Consider the following 19,963-nt stretch of genomic DNA (forward strand, 5'->3'; position numbering starts at 1 on the left):
AAATAAGCACATTTTTAAGCCAGTCAGCTACTGCCAATATATTAGCAAAGGCTGAGACATTTTAATTTGTCTCAGCCTCTTTAATATTATTATTCTAAAAATCCTACATATACGCCTTCAGGAGCTGTATGTTGATTATCTTTAGGTGTAAGCTTACCAGTATTAGTGTCGCGACTAAATACAGTAACGGCATAGTTACCTTCTTGATGAGCACACACAAGATATTCATCTGATTCTGTAATATTGAAATCTCTTGGGAACTCTCCTCCAGTTTTTACAATTTCTACCGGATTTAGCGCTGCGCCATCTTCAGTAATAGTAAATACTGCAATGCTATCATGACCTCTATTGCTTACATATAAACTTTGTTGGTCGTGAGATAATCTGACTGCTGCTAATTTAGTATCTTCTTCAAGGTCCTCAGGAACAGTTAAATGACGTTCTATTTCTTCAAATTTCCCTTCATTATAACGCACCACACTTACATAATTGGATAATTCATGTACAACATAAGCGTATTCTCCATTTTTATGAAAAGCAATATGTCTCGGACCATCTTGATCTTTAAATTGAGAAACAGCATGCTCTTTAAAACCATTTTCACCAAATTCATAAGTAACTAATCTATCTGTGCCTAAATCTGCCGTTACTACAAATTTATTGTCAGGCGTTTCGTTTATAAAATGAACATGTGGCTGTTCTTGACGTTCATGGCTACCTGTTGGATAGTCATGAGCTAATTCTTCAATTAATTTAACTACTTCGCCAGTTTCTTTATTTAATTGATAAATGCGTGCTAGTCCAGCGCCATAAACCGCTTCAAATAAGTAATTGCCATTAGTTGAAACCGAAATATAACATCCTGTACCTTGAGTAGACTCTAAACATTTATTAATTAATGTTAAATTACCTTCGTCATCTTTTTTAAAAGCTGCTACGCCACATTGTTCGCCTTCTTTTGTAATTGCATATAAGAAGTTTTCAGTTTGTGCTAAATATGTGGACGCTTTAATTTCGTATCCAGTTTCGACTGAATCAATTTGGCCATTATCTTCATTTAATTCGAAGCGATAAATACCCTTACCTTCTTTTTTAGTATAAGATCCAATATAACCTCTCGTTGCCATAAACAAACCTCCAATCATTTATTAATTTCATTTTATTAAAAGTAAGATATACATGCCAATTATTCCTACTCTAAGTTGTTATTTATACATCATATTTCAAAAAATCGGTTATTTAAATAAAAAATCCAGCAACTTCATAAGAAATTACTGGATTAGTTAAATCGATTAATTAAGCATTACTGCTTTCGATATCTGAAACGATTTCTTTTGTTTTTCTTTCGATATCTTCAAAGTCTTTTTTGAAGATGTAAGCAAATGCAGCTACACCTACACCAATTACTAATGTAGTGATGACTACAAAGCTTAATAAGAATTTGAATAAACCTTTAATTAAATCCCACATTAAGTTTCACCTCTGAAATAAAAATAAGTGCGTTTACAATATTATATTTTATCACACTTACTGTGATGGTTAAATAGATACCTTTTTTCGTCTTATAATAATCACTAAAAAATGAATTTCAAAAATTTGAAAACTTCATAATATTTAACTTTCATTTTAATCTAAGATAACCACCAAGATTTTACTGAATCAGCCACTCGTCTATATGCTTCTGAAAACATACTACCCCTCCTTGTATTTTTAATTTTTCTTGCTATCATGTTCAGTATAGTAATAATTATATTAGTTTTCAATTAATGCTATTTTACAATATTTTTAATTTTCAGGAGGCCTTCTCATGCAACAAGTGAAATCAGATATCATGACGTTTCGAGGGTCACATTTTGATTTAGGCGTTAAAACAGCTCAATGGCTTAAACAAACGCCTTTACTAGAAAATCGTGAACGCGAATGGAAAAAACGTATGCCTCGTTTTGATATAGATGTAAATGAAACTTACTCAGTTTTTCAAACGTATGCACCGCAAATTTGGGAAGAATTAATGGGGATGCAAGAAGTACTTAATCTGCCAACGAAACAAATGATTTTAAACTTTGCTCATTACCGTTTCACTGATTTAAAAGAAAGTGGCTGTACTGTATTCCAAGGTCCAGATTACATGGTCCGCAATTATGATTACCATCCTGCTACCTACGATGGCAGATATTTATTATATCAACCTAATGATGGAGGATTAGCGCAAATTGGACCTACGTCTCGTGTTACAGGTCGTATGGATGGCATGAATGAAGCTGGTCTTTGTATGGGGTATAACTTTATGCATCGTAAAAAACCTGCTAATGGATTTGTCTGTTATATGATTGGTCGCTTAGTCTTAGAACATTGTAAAGATGTTGAAGAAGCGATTCAGTTTTTAAAAGAGTTGCCTCATAGAAGTTCTTTCAGCTACATTTTAATGGATAAATCTTTAAATCACGCTATTGTAGAAGTCACACCTCGTTCATTCGATGTTAGATACAATAAAGTGTGTACCAACCATTTTGAATTGTTAACACATGAGAATCGTAATTATACGACAGAATCACGCGAACGTTTAGAACGCACTGTTAATCAAGTATCACAGGACTTGGATAAATTTACTACTTTTAAACTTTTCAATGATCCTCAATATGAAATTTATAGTAAATTATTTAGAAGTTGGTCAGGTACGATACATACTTCTATGTACGAACCGCAAAGTTTAACGGCTTGGATGACGTTAGGTGAAAATCAAGCACCAGCCTCAATTGATTTTCAATCATGGCTTGATGGTAATGAATTAGAGATTCAACAATTTACTGGCCAAATTGATACAGACTTAACATTCGCTAATTATTAAAAAATGTCGACGAACTTTTGAATAGTTCGTCGACACTTTTATGTACACTATTATTTTATAATAATATCTTTTTTTACAGTATAAATTTCAACAATGTTCTTACTTTTTCCAACTTTTCCATCTTGGAAAGCTTTATTTTTCACTTTAATTTCTCCTGTTCCAGGATGTAATTTTAAAAGTGTATTTTTAGGTTTATCTTTATAACTCATAGTGATAGATCTATGTCTACTTGATGCTTTCAAATCTGATTCACTATCCATATCTGTAAATTTAGGCGCCCCACGATCACAGATAAATACAGAATCTTTAACTTTCGAATTACTTACTATAACGTTACCAAGATGCGTTTTTGATTTGATATTACTAGTCAGACTATTTTCAATAAATATATCACTAGAGTCGCCCTCTATATTAAAGTTTTTTAGTTCTGACTGATTAATATAAACATTTTCACCACCTTTATGTATGGAACCCTCATTTATTTTTAGGTCATCAAGTCTTACGTTACCCATTTCGGCATCAATCTCGAGTTTATTCAACCCTTTTTCAGGAATAGTAATATAAATGATAGATTTACTTGAATTAAAAGGATTAACATTAAAACTATAGCCTCTATTTTTTGCACGACGTTCTTTAATGTTGATTCCATTTTTTTCAGGGAAAACTTTAATATCATTATCGCCATAATATTTCACTCTAAATTGTTTACCTTTTTTGATAACTATGTCAGAAGAATTGCTATCAATATTAAGCGAATTTAGATTCTTACTAGTCAATTCTTTATTATATTTTAACTTCTTATACACGCCCTTATCATGGACGAACCATACTAGTGTTCCAGCTATGAAAAAACCTATAAAAATAACTAGACCTGTAATTATCGTCTTCTTCATTGTTTAACTCTTCCTTTAATCGTTTGAATATACCATGATAAATACTTTAATACGAGTTTATATAGATTTCGTGTGATAATCATTGTTATCGCGAAAAGTAAGATTCCTATGCCACAATAAGAAACACTAAAAAGGAAGTTACTAAAAGAATCTTGAATACCTTTTAAAATACTTGAAATAATTAATATTAATGGAAGAAATATTAGAAAGATTGAAAATAGGAATACTAAAAATAAAATTCCTAGAAAGATAATGATTGGGATTACAACAAAAACAAATGAAATGACGCCCAAACTTAAGGACGCCATGATTGCTCTAATAATGTTACGTAAATTTGGCGTAACTTTCGCATGTGTGATTGCTTCTTTAGCTTTTAATTCTTTGCCAATTGCATGTGGTTCTCTTAAATGAGATATGATTTCCTTTTCTGATTTACCTTGCGTTTCTTGCTTAAAAAAATGGTTTTCATAGTCATCCATCAATTTATCTTTTTCTTTTGTTGGTAATTCTTTCAGTTCCATTTCTAATTCAGTTAAAAAAGTAATTTTATCCATTTCTCTTTCACATACTTTCTTAATTTGTTTATCTTTTTATTAATATTATGCAAAAGTTAGCGACTAAAGAATTCAATACGTTTCACAATATCATCTTTATAAAGTATAGATAATTTCATATGATTTTCCTTATCTACATAAATAATCGCGTCATACCCTTTACCAACTTTATCTTTACGATAATTATCGCCTAAATAGTTAATGGCCTCGTCTACATGATCGCCTATATGAACACCAAAGTTTGTATCAACTTTTGTATCATTCACTACGACAATACCTTTAACTTTATTATGTTTCTTTTTAACTTTAACTGTCACATTTTTATGATTTTTATCATTATAAAATTCATATCTGTCTAATTTAATATGATGATTCACAGTATAATTAGATTTATCGAATTGTTGATTGAGTTGTATATTATTTATCTTCACATCTGTTAAATCCACTGTCTTCTCATTTTTATAAATGGTAAGACCAACGACTACCGCAAACGCTAAAATAGCAAAGATAACTGATACAACCCATCTATTCTGAATGCGCAAAATAATCACCACTCTAATAGTATTAAATTAAATATATCATAATAATTCATTTTCCTACAAAGATATCCCAAGAATTATAAGGATAAATTTTTTTAATTTTAAAATTATTATATTTTTATCAAAAGTATTAAAAATATCAATTTTTCAAAAAACTTGATATAATAATGTAAATTTATTTTAGGAGGTTTTACTTATGTCTAATTTAGAAACGTATTACAAAAAAAGCCAACCACTTGAAGATTATATTGCAGACATGACAACAAATAAAAATAATGTCTTAGCAATATACGATGCATTTAGTATTCCTTCCAATGACAGTAAAATCGAGAGCTTAAAAAATGCTTCATTCTCAAAGGTCTTAGTGATTACAGAAGACTGGTGCGGTGATGCAATGATGAATCTTCCTATATTAACGCGTATTAGTGAATATTTAAATCTTGAAGTGCGCGTATTTCACAGAGATGAAGACACTGATTTGATTGATCGTTATTTAACTAATGGTACAGCTCGTTCAATTCCTATCTTTATCTTCTTAAATGATAACTTTGAACAAGTTAACGTTTGGGGACCAAGAGCGCGTGAAGCTCAAGAGTTCGTCACTAATTTAAGAGCAGAGAAATTACCTGCGAAAGACGATCCAACTTACGAAGAGAAAGAAAAAGAAGTACATCAAGAGATTGTGTCAAAATATATCAATGACACTGAATTGTGGAATCAAGTGTATGATTCAATTGTTACTAAGCTGTCATTATAGATATTAAAAAAAGTCTGGGTGATTGCCCAGACTTTTTCACTAGCTTAAATATCTCGCTTTGCAGCGTAAACCACATTAGCAATGAATAAAACAACAATTGATGCAATTGAAATGAACCATTGCCAATTTGAAAACTTAATTTTATCAGAATTTGATTTCTCTGTTAAATAGCTGAATGGGATATATTTAAGTGATTTCTGGATGTTATCGCCCCACTCTGGAATTAAACCAATGAATGGTTGAACGAAAGGTACAATAAATACCAAGAAGATACCTAAAGTAAAGATGACTGCTGGTTTTTGTACGATTAATGTTACTAAGAATAGTAATAAACCAAAGAATAGTAAGAAGATAAGATAGAACCAAATATTTGTTAAGAATTTATCTCCATCTAAATTTTTACCATCTGTAGCTGCTTCGATAATTAACATTGTTAAATACGTAATTAAAGTGAAAATGAATGAAATAATAATGATAGAAATTGTTTTCGCAACGACATAACCAATTCTATTTTTTACTTTATTCATGTAAAGCTGTATTGTGCCTTGAGAATAGTCACGTGTAATTGTTTTGATGACTACTAATAAACCAAAGAATAAGAACATCCAATTGGCCATTGGTAAAATCATTGTGTAATCTACTTTATCGTTATTACGAGCCATTAATATTGTAATTAACCCTAATACTACCCAAATAAGTAATAAAGCAATATATGTTAAATAGCTTTTAAAGATACTAATAATATCATATTTTACTAATTGTAAACTTCTCATTTATTTGTCACCTCTCTGATTAATATTAAAGTACGTATCTCGAAGCGAACTTTTGCGTGTTTCAATAAACTTAGGATAAATATTCTTCTCAGCAAGTGCTTTAATTAATGCTTGATAATCTTGTTGCGCTTTAATATTAATTTCGCCACTCTCTTTATGAGATTGTAAAACATTGAAGTGCGTAGTTAAGTATTCAAGCGCCGTATTGAAATCATCGGGACTCACTTTAACTGATGTATGATCTTGTGGACCGCCATCTTTCATATTTACGTCTTGTACGAAATGGCCATCTCTTAAGAAGACTGCTCTATCACAAATCAATTCAATATCTTCCAATTTGTGACTTGAAATTAAAATCTTCATACCTAAATCATTCACTAATGCTTGAATAGTTTCTAAAACATCGATTGAACCATCAGGGTCCATACCATTTGTAGGTTCATCAAGAATTAAGTATTTAGGTTTATTCATTAGTGATACTGCAATGGCTAGCTTTTGTTTCATACCCATTGAATATTTTTTAACTTTTTTCTTAATGTAAGGTCTCATACCGAACGCATCGATAATCTTATCTGAATACTCCTTATCGAAACCTTTACCTAAAACTTGTGCGAATAACTTTAGATTATATAATCCACTTTTATTATCATAAAGTTTAGGATGTTCGATTAAGTAGCCAACGTTTTCGTCGTCTTTTAGACCTACTTTTCCTTTAAAATTAATTATATTACCGTTCATTACTTTCATTAATGTTGTTTTACCAACACCATTTTTACCTATTAAACCAACAATTTGGCTATCTCCAAAATCAAAGTCAATATTATCTAAAACGTTGTTAGAACCATACGTTTTAGTGATATTCTCTAGCTTCATAAAAGCCCTCCTTTTTAATACGACGATTAATATGTCTCCATTGGATAATGTAATTAATTATCATCCATATCACACTTAATAGTAGTAAGCCATAATTAATAAATTTCGCATATAGCTGTATATTTAATGCATTATTTAATAAAAATGTATTTGATGCTGTAAACACCAATGCAATCGTAAACGGTATCACTAACATCATTGAAATAATGTAAACTGCATATGATATATGTTCACGTTTTCGTTCAGTATTTTTCTGAAAAGCAATTGGAATACTGAAGAAATTGACATATATAAATGAAATAGCGGTTGAATAGCGTAAATCATTAATATCAATATTCGTAGCTTGAAAATTATATAATCCTATAATAAGTGCCCCAAATAATGTTAAGACAATACATGTAATATAGTTTGCATTTAACATATCTTTTTTAGAAACTGGTAAGCTTTCATAAAATAGATAAGATGATTTCCCACCTAATCTTCTATGAATTCTAAATAAATGTCCTGAATCTAAGATACTGACTAACATTAGGACTATAGCAACAGGAATGTATATCATAAAGCTCCATGTTGTATTAGCCATTATGATGGCATAAATAGGATTAATCACAAGCAATAGAATGTATAAAGCAATTGTCCAACTACGTAATTTGAGATTTCTAATTAATAGCTGTTTCATTGTATCAACTCACTTTGATGTTGTTCTTGATGTAAATGCATGCGATCAGATTTTTCTAAGTAAATCATCAACTCTTCTATGGAAGGCTGTTTAATATCTACTTTGTTACCAAACAATTCTTTAAATACATGTGCTTGTTGGGTAAACCCTAGATAACCCGTAGACTTTTCTTCCTTATATAGAAATAATTGATTCAATTCCTCATCTAAATCTTCAGTATCGCCTCTTACAATGAAATAATGCTCTTGCAACTCATTACGATAGCCTTGAATTTTTACTTGACCATCTTTTAAATAAACAAGATAATCTGCAATTTTTTCTAAATCTGAAATGATGTGCGTTGAGATAAACACCGTTTTATTCTCATCAATTAATTCTTGCTGTAAAATTTCAAGCACTTCATTGCGAACGATAGGATCTAAACCCGCTGTTGGCTCATCGAATATGAATAACTCGGCGTGATGACTTAATGCGATAGCAAGTGAGAGTTTCATCTTCATCCCAGTTGAAAAGTGTTTAATCTTACCTTTATATGGCAAGTTAAATCTTGCTAAATAATCGTGAAACACTTCTGTATCCCAGTCTGTATAAAATGGAGAAATAAAACTTTCTAACTTTTTGACTGACCACTGTTGATTAAAATAAATTTCAGAATAAACAAAACCTATTTTATTTTTAATCCATTGTGGTTCATGCATCATCTTTTTATCGAGAACTTTGATCTCACCACTATTTGCTTCTAATAAATCCATAATTAATCGAATGACTGTTGTTTTCCCTGCGCCGTTACCGCCAATGAAACCTGTAACAAAGCCTTGAGGAACATCGAATGAAATATCTCTAAGCGCAAAAGACTTATTACTATAATTTACATTTCTAAGTTCGATTGCATTCATTCTTCTTCCTCCTCATAAATTAAAGTTAATATTTCCTTTAACTCTTTTAGAGGCATTCCAATGGTTTTGGCTTCTTTAATCATTGAACGGGCTAGATTCTCAATCACAAAGAATTGTTTCTCCTTTAAGATTGAACTATCTTGTTCTTTTACAAATGTTCCTTTACCTCTAATCGTCGTGACAAAGCCTTCTTTTTCTAAATCTTCGTAAGCACGTTTAGTAGTAATTAAACTCACTTGTAAATCTTTAGCTAATTCTCTCATAGAAGGTAAATGACTACCCGCTTCAACATAACCTTTTAAAATATTCTCTTTAATTTGTTGCTTAATTTGTTCATAAATGGGTTGTTCACTGGTGTTTTTTAAAATTATCTTCATCGCTGTCCCCCCTTTAATAACTGTATATACATAATATATACAGTATATACAGATTTGTAAAGTGTTTTTACTGATTTCCTTGAAAACTAAGGAATATTTAAGGTTTAAGTGTATATATTGTATAGATACACTTAATACATTAAAAAAGAAGCAAGACAGAAATCCTTTTCGATTGAACGGATCTCATCATCTTACTTCTACTTAGAATTAACTAGATTGATTATTATAAATTTGAAAAATCAATTCATTTACGATCTTTACGTCTATCATTACTTCGATTAATAAAAGCACATATCATAAACATAATAGCTGCTAATAATAGTTTAACACCTTGACTTTCATGTCCTGTAGCTTGTAAATAATAGCCAACAACAAATAAGACGATGGCTAAACCAACAAATATTTTGGTTAAGTGTTTCATCATTTTGTGTCACCTCATTAACATAATTATAACAAATTCAATGTTTTATATGTAAACCTTCATAGAGATTGTAAATTGAAATTTATTTATCATATGTTAAAATTATATTGTATCCACGTATTACATTACACAACCCCTAACTTGTACCGGCAAGTTAGGGGTTTCTGTGTAAGGTCATCTATTTATTCTTCCACTTTGATTCCAACCAAACTCGAAAAATAACTAGTATGCCTCCTGTAATTAGAGTCATCATACCTTCTAATAACCACGACATTACACTACACCTCCACAATGAAAAGTGTCATATCTTATGATGACCTGTCATCATTTTAACATAAAAAGCGAACAAATGTTCCCTTTCGAAGAAATAACTAAAAATTCCAGTCCTCTTCCTATAACTAGGCTTTATCTTTATTTAAAATCAAGTTAATATAAGAATGAATGATAAAATTAAAGCGAGGTTATAACTATGAACCCTTTAGCACAAAATTTAAATGATCAACTCGTAGATGAACGTCCTGAAATTTTAAGTATGCTTTCAAATTTAGGCCAAGCAATGTACTATCCTAAAGGTATTCTGTCTCAATCAGCAGAAGCGAAATCAACAAAGTATAATGCAACTATTGGTATGGCTACAAATAAAGATGGCAAAATGTATGCCCAAGCTTTATATGACGTCTATAACCATTTATCTCCAGACGAAGTCTTTCCATATGCTCCACCACAAGGTATCGAAAGCTTAAGAGACTTATGGCAACAAAAAATGTTAAAAGAAAATCCTGATTTAACTGAAGAATCTATTAGTCGTCCTATCGTAACTAATGCGTTAACTCATGGATTGTCATTAGTAGCTGATCTATTTGTAGATAGTGGTGACACTTTATTATTACCGACACACAACTGGGGTAACTATAAATTAATTTTTGATACAAAACATGGCGCTAATATTGAGACTTATTCAATCTTTGATCAAGACGGTCACTATACAACAAACTCATTAGTTTCTACATTAGAAAATTGTAATCAAGATAAAGTGTTATTAATTTTAAACTATCCGAACAACCCTACTGGTTATACGCCTACTAAAGAAGAAGTAAAAACTATTGTTTCAGCTATTGAACAATTAGCTAATAAAGGTACAAAAGTCATTGCCGTTGTTGATGATGCTTACTATGGATTATTCTATGAAGATGTTTATACACAATCTGTTTTCACAGCAATTACGCAATTAGATTCTAAAAACATTTTACCTATCCGTTTAGATGGTGCTACTAAAGAATTCTTTGCATGGGGCTTACGTGTAGGATTTATTACATTCGGTTTAAATAATGACACTGCTAAAGAAGTGATTGAGGCTAAAGTGAAAGGTTTAATTAGAAGTAATATTTCAAGTGGGCCAATGCCTTCTCAAAGCGCGATTCAATATGTACTTGAACATCATGAGCAATTTGATAAAGAGATTCAAGAAAATATTGATACTTTACAAGCACGTTATGAAGTGACTAAAGAAGTCGTTTATGATGATAAATATAAAGATCACTGGACACCATATGACTTCAATTCTGGATATTTCATGGCAGTTAAAGTGAAAGACGTCAACCCAGAAGAATTACGTAAACATTTAATCGATAAATATTCAATCGGTATTATTGCACTAAATGATACAGATATTCGTATTGCTTTTAGTTGCGTTGAAAAAGAAGATATTCCACATGTCTTCGATTCAATTGCACAAGCAATTGACGATTTAAAATAATATATTAAGAGGAACTAAGCTAGTTTAGTTCCTCTTTTTTACTGTTCTACTCATACAAATATATAGGAGTGATAGTATGATTTTTATTTTCTCACTTTTACTAGTAATATCATTTATATCTGCAATTTATCATCTATATTTATATGCGTTTACTACCCCAGGCCATGTGACTAAAAATTTGTACTGGTTTATTGGTTCTCTGGTGGTATTCATTTTAATGGGGGTCTGGTTGATAGAATTGCTTTAAAATGTAGTATTAGTAAATACATAAAAACGCTTTTCTAAAGAATTATCTCTAGAAAAGCGTTTTTTAATTATTTTACAATTTGTTATTTTTACTTTTACTATTTTTTATATCTCTGAATAAATCACTACTACCTAACCAATTAGAAATTGTTTCCATAATGAAACTTATCATTTTCCCTATTAACTCCATAATAAAGACCTCCATTGGCTTTACTTTATATTTACCCCTAATTGAATCTCATTAACTTATTATTGCTTCAACTTTTAATATGAAAATAAAAAAGGTCTGTTTCCTATTTTTAAATAGAAAACAAACCTTCGATTTAATCAATAAATATACAAGTTGATAATGATGATTTTACATCATGCCTGGCATGCCGCCCATACCTGGATCATTTTTCTCAGGTTCTGGGATTGTCGCAACAACCGCTTCAGTTGTTAAGAACATAGCAGCTACACTTGCCGCATGTTGTAATGCTGAACGTGTTACTTTAGTAGGGTCTACGATACCTTCTTCAAGCATATTTACCCATTCGTTTGTAGCAGCGTTGAAACCAACACCAGCATCAGCATTTTTAAGTCTTTCCACAATTACTGAACCTTCAAGTCCAGCATTTTCAGCGATTTGACGAACTGGCGCTGATAAAGCTTTAAGCACAATGTTGACACCTGTAGCAACATCGCCTTCAGCTTCAATTTCTTCTACTTTATTATAAATGTTTACTAAAGCAGTACCACCACCTGCTACGATACCTTCTTCTACAGCGGCACGTGTAGAGTTTAATGCATCTTCAATGCGTAATTTACGCTCTTTTAATTCAGTTTCAGAAGCTGCGCCTACTTTAATGACAGCAACACCACCAGCTAATTTAGCTAAGCGTTCTTGTAATTTCTCTCTATCAAAGTCTGAATCAGTTTCTTCAATTTGTGCTTTAATTTGGCTGACACGTGCATCGATGCTGTTATCATCACCGTCACCATCAACAACAGTTGTGTTATCTTTAGTCACTTCAACTTTATTTGCACTACCTAACATATCGATAGAAGCATCTTTTAATTCTAAACCTAAGTCGTCAGTAATAACTGTAGCACCAGTTAAAATGGCTAAGTCTTCTAACATTGCTTTACGACGATCACCGAAACCAGGTGCTTTAACTGCCACTGCAGTAAATGTACCACGCATACGGTTTAATACGATATTAGTTAACGCATCGCCTTCTACTTCATCAGCAACGATTAAAATTGGGCGACTTGATTGAACTACTTGTTCTAATAAAGGTAAAATGTCTTGGAATGATGAGATCTTTTTATCAGTCACTAAGATATATGGTCTTTCTAATTCAGCAATCATTTTATCTGAATCAGTTACCATGTATGGAGATTGATAACCTCTATCAAATTGCATACCTTCTACTACTTCTAATTCAGTGTCTAAACCATTTGATTCTTCAATAGTGATAACACCATCGTTACCTACTTTATCCATTGCTTCAGAAATGTATTTACCAATTTCTTCATCAGCTGCTGAAATAGCACCTACTTGCGCAATTTCATTTTTATTTTCAACTTTTTGAGAAATATCATGTAACGCTTCAACAGCTACTCTAACTGCTTTATCAATACCTTCACGTAAACCTACAGGGTTAGCGCCGCTTGTCACGTTTTTAAGTCCTTCTTGAATCATCGCTTGTGCTAGAACAGTTGCTGTAGTCGTACCGTCACCAGCAATTTCATTTGTTTTATTCGCTACTTCTTGTACTAATTTAGCACCCATATTTTCATAAGGATCTTCTAATTCAATTTCTTTAGCGATTGTCACACCATCATTTGTAATTAAAGGTGCTACATATTCTTTATCTAATACAACGTTACGGCCTTTTGGACCAATAGTTACTTTAACTGCGTTTGCTAATTTATCTACACCACGTAACATTGCTTGACGTGCGTCTTCTGAGAATTTAAGATCTTTAGCCATTATTTGACCTCCGTAAAATTTTAATTTTTATCATTAATATTATTGATTTTTATTTTTCAATGATTGCTAGTAAATCTTCTTCATTTAAAATTAAATATGTTTCGTCTCCACGTTTAACTTCTGTGCCAGTGTATTCTTGGAATACAACTGTGTCGCCTTCTTTAACCTCTGGAGCAATCTTTTCACCATTGTCAAGGACACGGCCTGAGCCTACAGCGATTACTACGCCTTCATTTGACTTTTCTTTTGCGCTATCTGTTAACACAATTCCACTTTTAGTTGTTTGTTCTTGTTCTTTTCTTTCGATAATCACACGACTTCCTAATGGTTTAAGCATGATTGTTCCTCCCTTAATAGGTCTCTTTTTAGCACTTAAATAAGCTGAGTGCTAATCTAATTTTTATAATAATCAAAGTTGGTCAATTTTTCAAGTAATATGATTTTTCTAATTTTTGTACATCCCTTATATTTACGATAGAATAGTAATTACTGATAATTATATGGAGGTTTAACATGGCAAGAATTTGGGTGGCATTTTTAACACTACTGATTTATGCATTGGCACAGTTTTTACCATTTTTCTTGGAAAAGACGCCAATGTTTAGTCATCTATCTGGAATGGCTTTAGCCAGAGCAGGCGTATATACACAAGTCATTCTATTTATCATAGCAGCCGTGCTAATTATATGGTTAAATTCAATCATTAAAAATCCTAACACGATAGAACAAGGTCATAAAGAATATAAACGCTATATTATTCCTTGGGCGCTATTAGGATTCTGTATCGTAATGATTTATCAAGTTATTGCTGGCATCATCAATATGTGGATCTTCGGCAAACCACAACAAAGCCCTAACACAGAGAGAATAATGGCGATTGCTAAACAACTTCCTGTGTTTATCGTATTGATTTCTATTGTCGGACCTATCCTCGAAGAATACGTATTCCGTAAAGTTATATTTGGAGAACTATATAGTAAAATTAAAGGTAACCGTATCGTTGCCTTTCTAATAGCATCTATTATAAGTTCATTATTATTTGCAATTGCACATAATGACATTAAATTTTTATTAATATACTTTGGTATGGGTATGATTTTTTCATTAGCTTATGTATTCACTAAGCGTATTGCTGTACCAATCATTATTCATATGATGCAAAATGGCTTTGTTGTATTCATGCAATTCTTCTTTAGTGATGCAGTTAAAGACATACAACATCAAACTAATTTTATTTTACAGTTTTTATTTTAATCTAATTTAAAACGCATCTAATACTCAAATCTTTATTTAATTAAAAGACGAGTGATTAGATGCGTTAATTTGTATTATTTAATTTTTTAGAAGCTTAAATAAATAGCGACCTATTACGCCTAAAAAAATAACAATGATACTACTAATTAAAGTAATATTTATTTTATCAAAATTATATTTCTCTTTTGTTTCACTTTTTTCATCGTCATTAGATTCAATTATCTTTTTATGACTATGAATATCCGCTTCATCTTCATTTGAATGTTTATCACTTGGTTTTTTCAAATCAGGCATTGAACCAATTTCACCTGTAATTAATGCTAATACTTGTTCATCTAGATTTTTATAATAATCTTTGGCATTAAGAGGATTAAAATATTCAAATCTAAAATAATTTGATTTTCGTTGCAAGTTATTTAAATATTCATTGTTAAATGTTTGTTTTCGAAAGAGCCTATAAAAATCTTGATCCGTGACGGTCCCCTCATTTTCACCTAAGCGATTAACACGATTAATAATAAATGGATTATATTTATATGAACCTGTCGCAAGGGTATCGAATCTGTGTAACAATGATGTCCACTTATTATTTCGACTAGTATAATTATTATCATCGTTTACATATTGCTCATCGAAATGATGCTCATTATAGTGGCGGTCATTAATCGTAGACTCGCCGTAATGCCATTGACGATGCATATTCGACTGACTAGATGAAGTATAGTGATCATCTGTTTGAGAACTATGCTTAGTATTCTTATTAGGATATATCTGGTGAATCATCGCATCAGAGACATTTTGATGATTAGGTTCTCCTTTGCGCTTATCATTGTCTTGATAGTTATAGCCCTCATTTCTATTAGACGATTGATGCGGTTTTGATTGTGAATCATTACTATTACTAGACGATTGATGAGACGCATTTTGAGTAGACTGTCCCGAATATGCCTGATTATTATTCCAGTTTGAATCATGTTTATGACTATTGCCATAGTCCCCTTTATGTTGACCATTCGTTTCGCGAGATGAGTCTGAAGAATCCGATTGACCTTTATCATTATTATTAGAAGGTTTCGATTGATGTTGGTTTTCTTGCGAATCGTCATCTTGATTTGACGGTGTTACATGTGAATTCTCGTTGTGATTTGATGGTGAGTCCTGTGAGTCTTCATCTTGATGTGAGGGCGCTTCGCTTTGATCTTCATTATTAGAATCCTCATTAGAATCGTCCGTTTGATCATGTTCTGATGAAGAGTGAGAGGAATCATCTTTATCCTCATTATCATCTTTACTAGAATTATCTTCAGAACTTTCGCTATCATTATCTTCATCGTGAGGTTTTTCAGTGCTTCCATTATCACCGTCATCATCATGAGGTTTCTCATCGCTACCATCCTCATCGGTATCTGGAATATCCTCTTTTGAATCCTCACTTTGATTATCTTGATTATTCCCATTGTTTACATCATTATTACCATCATCGGCCTCTGAATGTTCATTAGTATTCGCCGTTTCATCTTCATTAGATTGATCATCATTTTCTTCTGATGATGACTGATTTGAATCATCTTCAGATTTAGGGGGCTCCTCAGACGATTCCGAATGAGATGATGACTCTTCTTTTGAATCCACTTCATCCGACTTCTCTTCGACTGGAACTTCTTCACTTTCTGTATGATTTAATTCATCATGATTTTTAGCTTCATCAGTTTCTTTTTCTTGAAAAGGCGGTTCCGAATGACTACCACTATTATCATTATTTGAAGCATTTCCATTTTTAGAATCTGCATCTGATTGTGAAGTGTTTACATCTTCTTGTGTATTCTCGGTTTCTACTGTTTCATTAGATGTTTCCTCTGCATGAACGTGCGGGCCAACTAACGACGTCCCTAAAGTTAGAAGTATAGTTACATGGGCTAATTTCTTTTTCACCAATCGTCACCTCCTTCTTTCTCTTATCACTTCTAGTATAAGGAATATGATTGTCTTATGCATGGAAATAAGTAGAATGATAAAGAATATTAATACTTTTGAAATTTTTTTGTTATATTTATTTTACTTATTGAAGTATAATATTTATACTAAACTTGTATTACTTAAAACAAAGGAGACATGGATATGGGTTTATTTGATAAAGAAAATACAAAGCCATTTTTAAAAGAAATCGAAAACCGACGTACAATTTATAAAACAGAAACGTCAATTTCTATTAGCGACGAAGAATTAGAAGAATTAATTGAACATATTATCAAATATATGCCCTCAGCATTTAACTCTCAATCAACTCGTATTGTATTATTATTAAACGATAATCACAGAAAATTCTGGGATAATACAAAAACTGTATTAAAAGATACTATGGGTCCAGACCGTGACTTTGAACCTACAAATCAAAGAATTGAAGGTTTCAAACATTCTTACGGCACAATTCTTTATTTCGAAGATGAAGATGTAGTTAAAGCATTACAAGAAAAAATGCCAAGTTACGCTGATAACTTTGCAAACTGGTCAGTACAAACTAATGCCATGCATCAATTCGCAATTTGGACTGCATTAAGTTCAAAAGGTATCGGCGCATCATTACAACACTATAATCCATTAGTTGATCAAATTACTACACAAGAATTTGATATCCCAGCTTCATGGAAATTAGTTGCTCAAATGCCATTTGGCGATATTCGTGAAGAAGCAGCTGATAAAGAAATACAACCAACTGATCAACGTTTTATCGTTAAAAAATAATTACCATTTTGGGAGCAAGTTAGACAATATTATTCTAACTTGCTCTTTTTTGATTTTCCTTAATTATTTTAGTACATTAAAAATTATCACAGGGATGAGGAGCGATATAATGAAAATTCAATTATTTCAATTTTATGTTGAATACGGAAATGCTGAGAAAAATGAACAGAAAATAAAACAATGGTTCGAGAAAGAATTAAACGAAGATACCGAAGTCGTTGTCTTACCTGAAATGTGGAATAATGGATATGCTTTAGATGAATTATCAAATAAAGCGGATAAAGAATTAGCTAGAAGTTTCCCTTTTATTCAAACACTTGCTAAAACCTATAATGTAGATATTGTAGCTGGGTCAGTATCAAATAGTCGAAATGGCAAAGTATATAACACAGCTTTCACAGTTTCAAAAGAAGGTCAAAGAATTAATAAATACGACAAAGTTCATCTAGTACCTATGTTAAATGAACCAGAATTCTTAGAAAGCGGAAAAACAGTTCCTGAACCATTCACACTTTCTTCAGGTGTTATCGCAACTCAAATCATTTGTTATGATTTACGCTTTCCTGAACTGCTTAGATACCCAGCACGTGAAGGCGCACAAATTGGCTTTTATGTAGCACAATGGCCTACTCCACGTTTAAATCATTGGAGAGCTTTATTACAAGCACGCGCTATTGAAAATGATATGTTTATTATTGCCTGCAATGGTACGGGTAATGATGGAAACACAGACTATGCCGGTCACTCAATAGTAATTAATCCTAATGGAGAAATACTAGCAGAACTTGGTCAAGAAGAAGAAAGTATTGAAATAGATATTGATTTAGATGAAGTAGAACAACAACGTAAGAATATTCCAGTCTTTGAAAATTTAAGATTAGAACTATATAAATAATTTTGTGTTATAACAACATAAAAAGCCGTGAGCTTGGGAGAGACTCACGGCTTATGTTTTATTAAGGGAATGTTTTTTACAGTTATTTTTCAATCTTTTTGGGGATGTTATTAATTATGAAAAATTATCATTTTATACAAATGATGTTACGATAGCTTTTATCGTTGAGAATCATTACCTTCTATTACATTTAATAGCTAAGTTAATCATTCTCGACTGAGTCTAACACTTCAGTCACTTTTTAATAAATATTCATTAATAAGTTGGGATGGCTTACTAATGAATAAATTAACTACACGAAGAAAACAAAGTTAAATTACTTCTACTAAGAGAATTTACTAAATTGACAATGTAGATTCTGCCATTATCAATTATGAAGCTTCACTACAGCTACACAAACACTCCTTCCAACTTGGGGCAAGATAAATGATTTCGCAACTACAAACAAAATCATCATCCTTTACTGCCAATAAAACAATAACTATTAAATTTAAAGACTAAGATTATTAAGTTGTTATCACATCTATGTGATATGACTATATTAAAACACATACTCCACACATTTTTTCGAAAACTTCTTAACTTGCAATTTTTTATACTAAACTGTATCTTTTTATATGTTAAAATATTACATGTATTTTAAATACAACAGTTAAGTATTAATTTTGAACAGTTAAGCAATGAATTACAGACTGGTTGCACAAAATTGTATAATTGATTTAAGGAGAGTGGCACAATATTGAAAGCAATTGACAAACAAATTGAGCGCTTTGCTTCATACTTACAACGAAAGAATAACCTTGATCATATACAGTTTTTAAAAGTACGATTAGGGTTACAAGTTGTAGTAAGTAATCTAGCAAAGACAATTGTGACATATGGTGCTGCAATCATATTCCATACATTTCTATACACTTTAATTACACACGTTAGTTATTTTTTAATTAGACATTATGCACATGGTGCACATGCTAAATCATCATTGCTGTGTCATGTTCAAAATTTAATTTTATTTGTTGGTTTACCTTGGCTCGTTGTCTATTTTTCAATAAATTTGGGTATAATGTATACGTGTGCCTTAATTGCACTTTTACTGATTATTTATTATGCTCCAGCTGCAACTAAGAAACAACCTATACCATCTCATCTAATAAAACGAAAAAAATTATTATCAATCTTTCTTACAATACTATTGATAATTATTTCGTTAATAGTTTCTGAGCCATATAAGCAACTTATTTTATTAGGTGTAACACTTGAAAGTCTTACCCTATTACCATTCTTTTTTCCTAAGGAGGACAAAAAATTATGACATTGATTACTAGTTTAGTTATTAAACTCTTCACAATCATTTTAGAAACAATCGGTACTATTGCAACATATACACCATGTGCTTCATATTTTGATGAACCTGAAGTTCCTGAAGAATTAACTAAAATAAATGACTAAATTTATCTTTTGAAGTGTGTTAGTTTATTTCTTTTT

The 19,963-nt window shown here is 31.4% G+C and carries 23 protein-coding genes; 8 read left to right on the forward strand and 15 right to left on the reverse strand.

The annotated features are described in order from the left end of the window. Positions 1-89 precede the first annotated feature (89 nt). The gene (gene pglS / locus E2558_RS08995) at positions 90-1,127 is read right to left on the reverse strand and encodes a 6-phosphogluconolactonase (protein ID WP_126565887.1); all 1,038 of its coding nucleotides are present in this window, start codon (positions 1,125-1,127) and stop codon (positions 90-92) included. A gap of 169 nt (positions 1,128-1,296) precedes the next feature. Then, positions 1,297-1,470, reverse strand: a complete 174-nt coding sequence (locus tag E2558_RS09000) for a hypothetical protein (RefSeq protein ID WP_126565888.1) — start codon at positions 1,468-1,470, stop codon at positions 1,297-1,299. A 337-nt stretch (positions 1,471-1,807) separates the two neighbouring features. Here E2558_RS09000 and E2558_RS09005 point away from each other — a divergent pair, with 337 nt between their 5' ends. Next, positions 1,808-2,848, forward strand: a complete 1,041-nt coding sequence (locus tag E2558_RS09005) for a C45 family autoproteolytic acyltransferase/hydrolase (protein ID WP_126565889.1) — start codon at positions 1,808-1,810, stop codon at positions 2,846-2,848. 50 nt (positions 2,849-2,898) lie between these two features. Here the strand turns inward: E2558_RS09005 and E2558_RS09010 are convergent, their stop codons facing one another. From E2558_RS09010 to E2558_RS09020, 3 genes are read right to left on the reverse strand one after another with little or no spacing between them, the layout of a single operon-like run. Continuing rightward, positions 2,899-3,741: a DUF4097 family beta strand repeat-containing protein gene (locus E2558_RS09010; protein ID WP_126565890.1), complete on the reverse strand. Its 843-nt coding sequence runs from the start codon at positions 3,739-3,741 to the stop codon at positions 2,899-2,901. Further along, entirely contained in the window at positions 3,738-4,295 is a 558-nt protein-coding gene (locus tag E2558_RS09015) for an HAAS signaling domain-containing protein (protein ID WP_126565891.1), read from the reverse strand. Before E2558_RS09015 ends, E2558_RS09010 begins: the two co-directional genes overlap by 4 nt. Positions 4,296-4,351: 56 nt before the next feature. Beyond that, on the reverse strand, positions 4,352-4,837 hold the full coding sequence (locus E2558_RS09020; protein ID WP_126565892.1) for a hypothetical protein: 486 nt from the start codon (positions 4,835-4,837) through the stop codon (positions 4,352-4,354). A gap of 193 nt (positions 4,838-5,030) precedes the next feature. Between E2558_RS09020 and E2558_RS09025 the strand changes: the two genes are divergently transcribed. Further along, positions 5,031-5,591, forward strand: coding sequence for a thioredoxin family protein (locus E2558_RS09025; RefSeq protein WP_126565893.1), 561 nt, complete (start codon positions 5,031-5,033; stop codon positions 5,589-5,591). Between the two features lie 44 nt (positions 5,592-5,635). On the opposite strand, the gene pmtD is transcribed toward E2558_RS09025, so the two are convergent. From pmtD to E2558_RS09060, 7 genes are all read right to left on the reverse strand, one after another. After that, positions 5,636-6,364 carry a phenol-soluble modulin export ABC transporter permease subunit PmtD gene (pmtD, locus tag E2558_RS09030; protein ID WP_126565894.1) on the reverse strand — a complete coding sequence of 243 codons (729 nt, stop codon included), beginning with the start codon at positions 6,362-6,364 and terminating at the stop codon, positions 5,636-5,638. Next, positions 6,365-7,237 carry a phenol-soluble modulin export ABC transporter ATP-binding protein PmtC gene (pmtC, locus tag E2558_RS09035; protein WP_126565895.1) on the reverse strand — a complete coding sequence of 291 codons (873 nt, stop codon included), beginning with the start codon at positions 7,235-7,237 and terminating at the stop codon, positions 6,365-6,367. It lies immediately after the preceding gene. Beyond that, entirely contained in the window at positions 7,215-7,916 is a 702-nt protein-coding gene (gene pmtB, locus E2558_RS09040) for a phenol-soluble modulin export ABC transporter permease subunit PmtB (protein ID WP_126565896.1), read from the reverse strand. The genes pmtC and pmtB overlap by 23 nt, the downstream gene beginning before the upstream one ends. Next, positions 7,913-8,812 (reverse strand): phenol-soluble modulin export ABC transporter ATP-binding protein PmtA, encoded by a 900-nt coding sequence (gene pmtA, locus E2558_RS09045; protein WP_126565897.1) that lies wholly within the window; start codon positions 8,810-8,812, stop codon positions 7,913-7,915. Before pmtA ends, pmtB begins: the two co-directional genes overlap by 4 nt. After that, positions 8,809-9,189, reverse strand: coding sequence for a PSM export ABC transporter transcriptional regulator PmtR (pmtR, locus tag E2558_RS09050; protein ID WP_103328231.1), 381 nt, complete (start codon positions 9,187-9,189; stop codon positions 8,809-8,811). The genes pmtA and pmtR overlap by 4 nt, the downstream gene beginning before the upstream one ends. Before the next feature lie 244 nt (positions 9,190-9,433). Then, positions 9,434-9,610: an SE1626 family protein gene (locus E2558_RS09055; RefSeq protein WP_126565898.1), complete on the reverse strand. Its 177-nt coding sequence runs from the start codon at positions 9,608-9,610 to the stop codon at positions 9,434-9,436. A 178-nt stretch (positions 9,611-9,788) separates the two neighbouring features. After that, positions 9,789-9,884: a Trp-rich small protein gene (locus E2558_RS09060; RefSeq protein WP_103299085.1), complete on the reverse strand. Its 96-nt coding sequence runs from the start codon at positions 9,882-9,884 to the stop codon at positions 9,789-9,791. 195 nt (positions 9,885-10,079) lie between these two features. On the opposite strand from E2558_RS09060, the gene E2558_RS09065 reads away from it, so the two are divergent. Further along, positions 10,080-11,366 carry an aminotransferase class I/II-fold pyridoxal phosphate-dependent enzyme gene (locus tag E2558_RS09065; RefSeq protein ID WP_126565899.1) on the forward strand — a complete coding sequence of 429 codons (1,287 nt, stop codon included), beginning with the start codon at positions 10,080-10,082 and terminating at the stop codon, positions 11,364-11,366. A gap of 604 nt (positions 11,367-11,970) precedes the next feature. On the opposite strand, the gene groL is transcribed toward E2558_RS09065, so the two are convergent. Both groL and groES read right to left on the reverse strand, forming a co-directional pair. After that, positions 11,971-13,587, reverse strand: a complete 1,617-nt coding sequence (groL, locus tag E2558_RS09070; protein ID WP_126565900.1) for a chaperonin GroEL — start codon at positions 13,585-13,587, stop codon at positions 11,971-11,973. Between the two features lie 49 nt (positions 13,588-13,636). Continuing rightward, positions 13,637-13,924: a co-chaperone GroES gene (gene groES, locus E2558_RS09075; RefSeq protein WP_126565901.1), complete on the reverse strand. Its 288-nt coding sequence runs from the start codon at positions 13,922-13,924 to the stop codon at positions 13,637-13,639. A 176-nt stretch (positions 13,925-14,100) separates the two neighbouring features. Here groES and mroQ point away from each other — a divergent pair, with 176 nt between their 5' ends. Next, the gene (mroQ, locus tag E2558_RS09080; protein WP_126565902.1) at positions 14,101-14,841 is read left to right on the forward strand and encodes an intramembrane glutamic endopeptidase MroQ; all 741 of its coding nucleotides are present in this window, start codon (positions 14,101-14,103) and stop codon (positions 14,839-14,841) included. Positions 14,842-14,919: 78 nt separating this feature from the next. Here the strand turns inward: mroQ and E2558_RS09085 are convergent, their stop codons facing one another. Continuing rightward, positions 14,920-16,773, reverse strand: coding sequence for an SdrH family protein (locus E2558_RS09085; protein WP_126565903.1), 1,854 nt, complete (start codon positions 16,771-16,773; stop codon positions 14,920-14,922). Positions 16,774-16,959: 186 nt separating this feature from the next. Here E2558_RS09085 and E2558_RS09090 point away from each other — a divergent pair, with 186 nt between their 5' ends. From E2558_RS09090 to agrD, 4 genes are all read left to right on the forward strand, one after another. Continuing rightward, on the forward strand, positions 16,960-17,583 hold the full coding sequence (locus E2558_RS09090; protein WP_126565904.1) for a nitroreductase family protein: 624 nt from the start codon (positions 16,960-16,962) through the stop codon (positions 17,581-17,583). Positions 17,584-17,692: 109 nt separating this feature from the next. Beyond that, positions 17,693-18,478 carry a carbon-nitrogen family hydrolase gene (locus E2558_RS09095; protein ID WP_126565905.1) on the forward strand — a complete coding sequence of 262 codons (786 nt, stop codon included), beginning with the start codon at positions 17,693-17,695 and terminating at the stop codon, positions 18,476-18,478. 739 nt (positions 18,479-19,217) lie between these two features. Then, positions 19,218-19,790, forward strand: coding sequence for an accessory gene regulator AgrB (locus E2558_RS09100; protein ID WP_126565906.1), 573 nt, complete (start codon positions 19,218-19,220; stop codon positions 19,788-19,790). Continuing rightward, positions 19,787-19,927, forward strand: a complete 141-nt coding sequence (gene agrD, locus E2558_RS09105; protein WP_126565907.1) for a cyclic lactone autoinducer peptide AgrD — start codon at positions 19,787-19,789, stop codon at positions 19,925-19,927. Before E2558_RS09100 ends, agrD begins: the two co-directional genes overlap by 4 nt. The last annotated feature ends 36 nt before the right edge of the window (positions 19,928-19,963 follow it).

The organism is Staphylococcus pragensis (assembly GCF_004785665.1).
Classification (GTDB): Bacteria; Bacillota; Bacilli; order Staphylococcales; family Staphylococcaceae; genus Staphylococcus; species Staphylococcus pragensis.

What these genes read in the sequence shown, in the direction of transcription:
- pglS (WP_126565887.1), bottom strand. Translation starts at nt 1,127, where the DNA reads ATGGCAACGAGAGGTTATATTGGATCTTATACTAAAAAAGAAGGTAAG.
- E2558_RS09000 (WP_126565888.1), bottom strand. Translation starts at nt 1,470, where the DNA reads ATGTGGGATTTAATTAAAGGTTTATTCAAATTCTTATTAAGCTTTGTA.
- E2558_RS09005 (WP_126565889.1), top strand. Translation starts at nt 1,808, where the DNA reads ATGCAACAAGTGAAATCAGATATCATGACGTTTCGAGGGTCACATTTT.
- E2558_RS09010 (WP_126565890.1), bottom strand. Translation starts at nt 3,741, where the DNA reads ATGAAGAAGACGATAATTACAGGTCTAGTTATTTTTATAGGTTTTTTC.
- E2558_RS09015 (WP_126565891.1), bottom strand. Translation starts at nt 4,295, where the DNA reads ATGGATAAAATTACTTTTTTAACTGAATTAGAAATGGAACTGAAAGAA.
- E2558_RS09025 (WP_126565893.1), top strand. Translation starts at nt 5,031, where the DNA reads ATGTCTAATTTAGAAACGTATTACAAAAAAAGCCAACCACTTGAAGAT.
- pmtD (WP_126565894.1), bottom strand. Translation starts at nt 6,364, where the DNA reads ATGAGAAGTTTACAATTAGTAAAATATGATATTATTAGTATCTTTAAA.
- pmtC (WP_126565895.1), bottom strand. Translation starts at nt 7,237, where the DNA reads ATGAAGCTAGAGAATATCACTAAAACGTATGGTTCTAACAACGTTTTA.
- pmtB (WP_126565896.1), bottom strand. Translation starts at nt 7,916, where the DNA reads ATGAAACAGCTATTAATTAGAAATCTCAAATTACGTAGTTGGACAATT.
- pmtA (WP_126565897.1), bottom strand. Translation starts at nt 8,812, where the DNA reads ATGAATGCAATCGAACTTAGAAATGTAAATTATAGTAATAAGTCTTTT.
- pmtR (WP_103328231.1), bottom strand. Translation starts at nt 9,189, where the DNA reads ATGAAGATAATTTTAAAAAACACCAGTGAACAACCCATTTATGAACAA.
- E2558_RS09055 (WP_126565898.1), bottom strand. Translation starts at nt 9,610, where the DNA reads ATGAAACACTTAACCAAAATATTTGTTGGTTTAGCCATCGTCTTATTT.
- E2558_RS09060 (WP_103299085.1), bottom strand. Translation starts at nt 9,884, where the DNA reads ATGTCGTGGTTATTAGAAGGTATGATGACTCTAATTACAGGAGGCATA.
- E2558_RS09065 (WP_126565899.1), top strand. Translation starts at nt 10,080, where the DNA reads ATGAACCCTTTAGCACAAAATTTAAATGATCAACTCGTAGATGAACGT.
- groL (WP_126565900.1), bottom strand. Translation starts at nt 13,587, where the DNA reads ATGGCTAAAGATCTTAAATTCTCAGAAGACGCACGTCAAGCAATGTTA.
- groES (WP_126565901.1), bottom strand. Translation starts at nt 13,924, where the DNA reads ATGCTTAAACCATTAGGAAGTCGTGTGATTATCGAAAGAAAAGAACAA.
- mroQ (WP_126565902.1), top strand. Translation starts at nt 14,101, where the DNA reads ATGGCAAGAATTTGGGTGGCATTTTTAACACTACTGATTTATGCATTG.
- E2558_RS09090 (WP_126565904.1), top strand. Translation starts at nt 16,960, where the DNA reads ATGGGTTTATTTGATAAAGAAAATACAAAGCCATTTTTAAAAGAAATC.
- E2558_RS09095 (WP_126565905.1), top strand. Translation starts at nt 17,693, where the DNA reads ATGAAAATTCAATTATTTCAATTTTATGTTGAATACGGAAATGCTGAG.
- agrD (WP_126565907.1), top strand. Translation starts at nt 19,787, where the DNA reads ATGACATTGATTACTAGTTTAGTTATTAAACTCTTCACAATCATTTTA.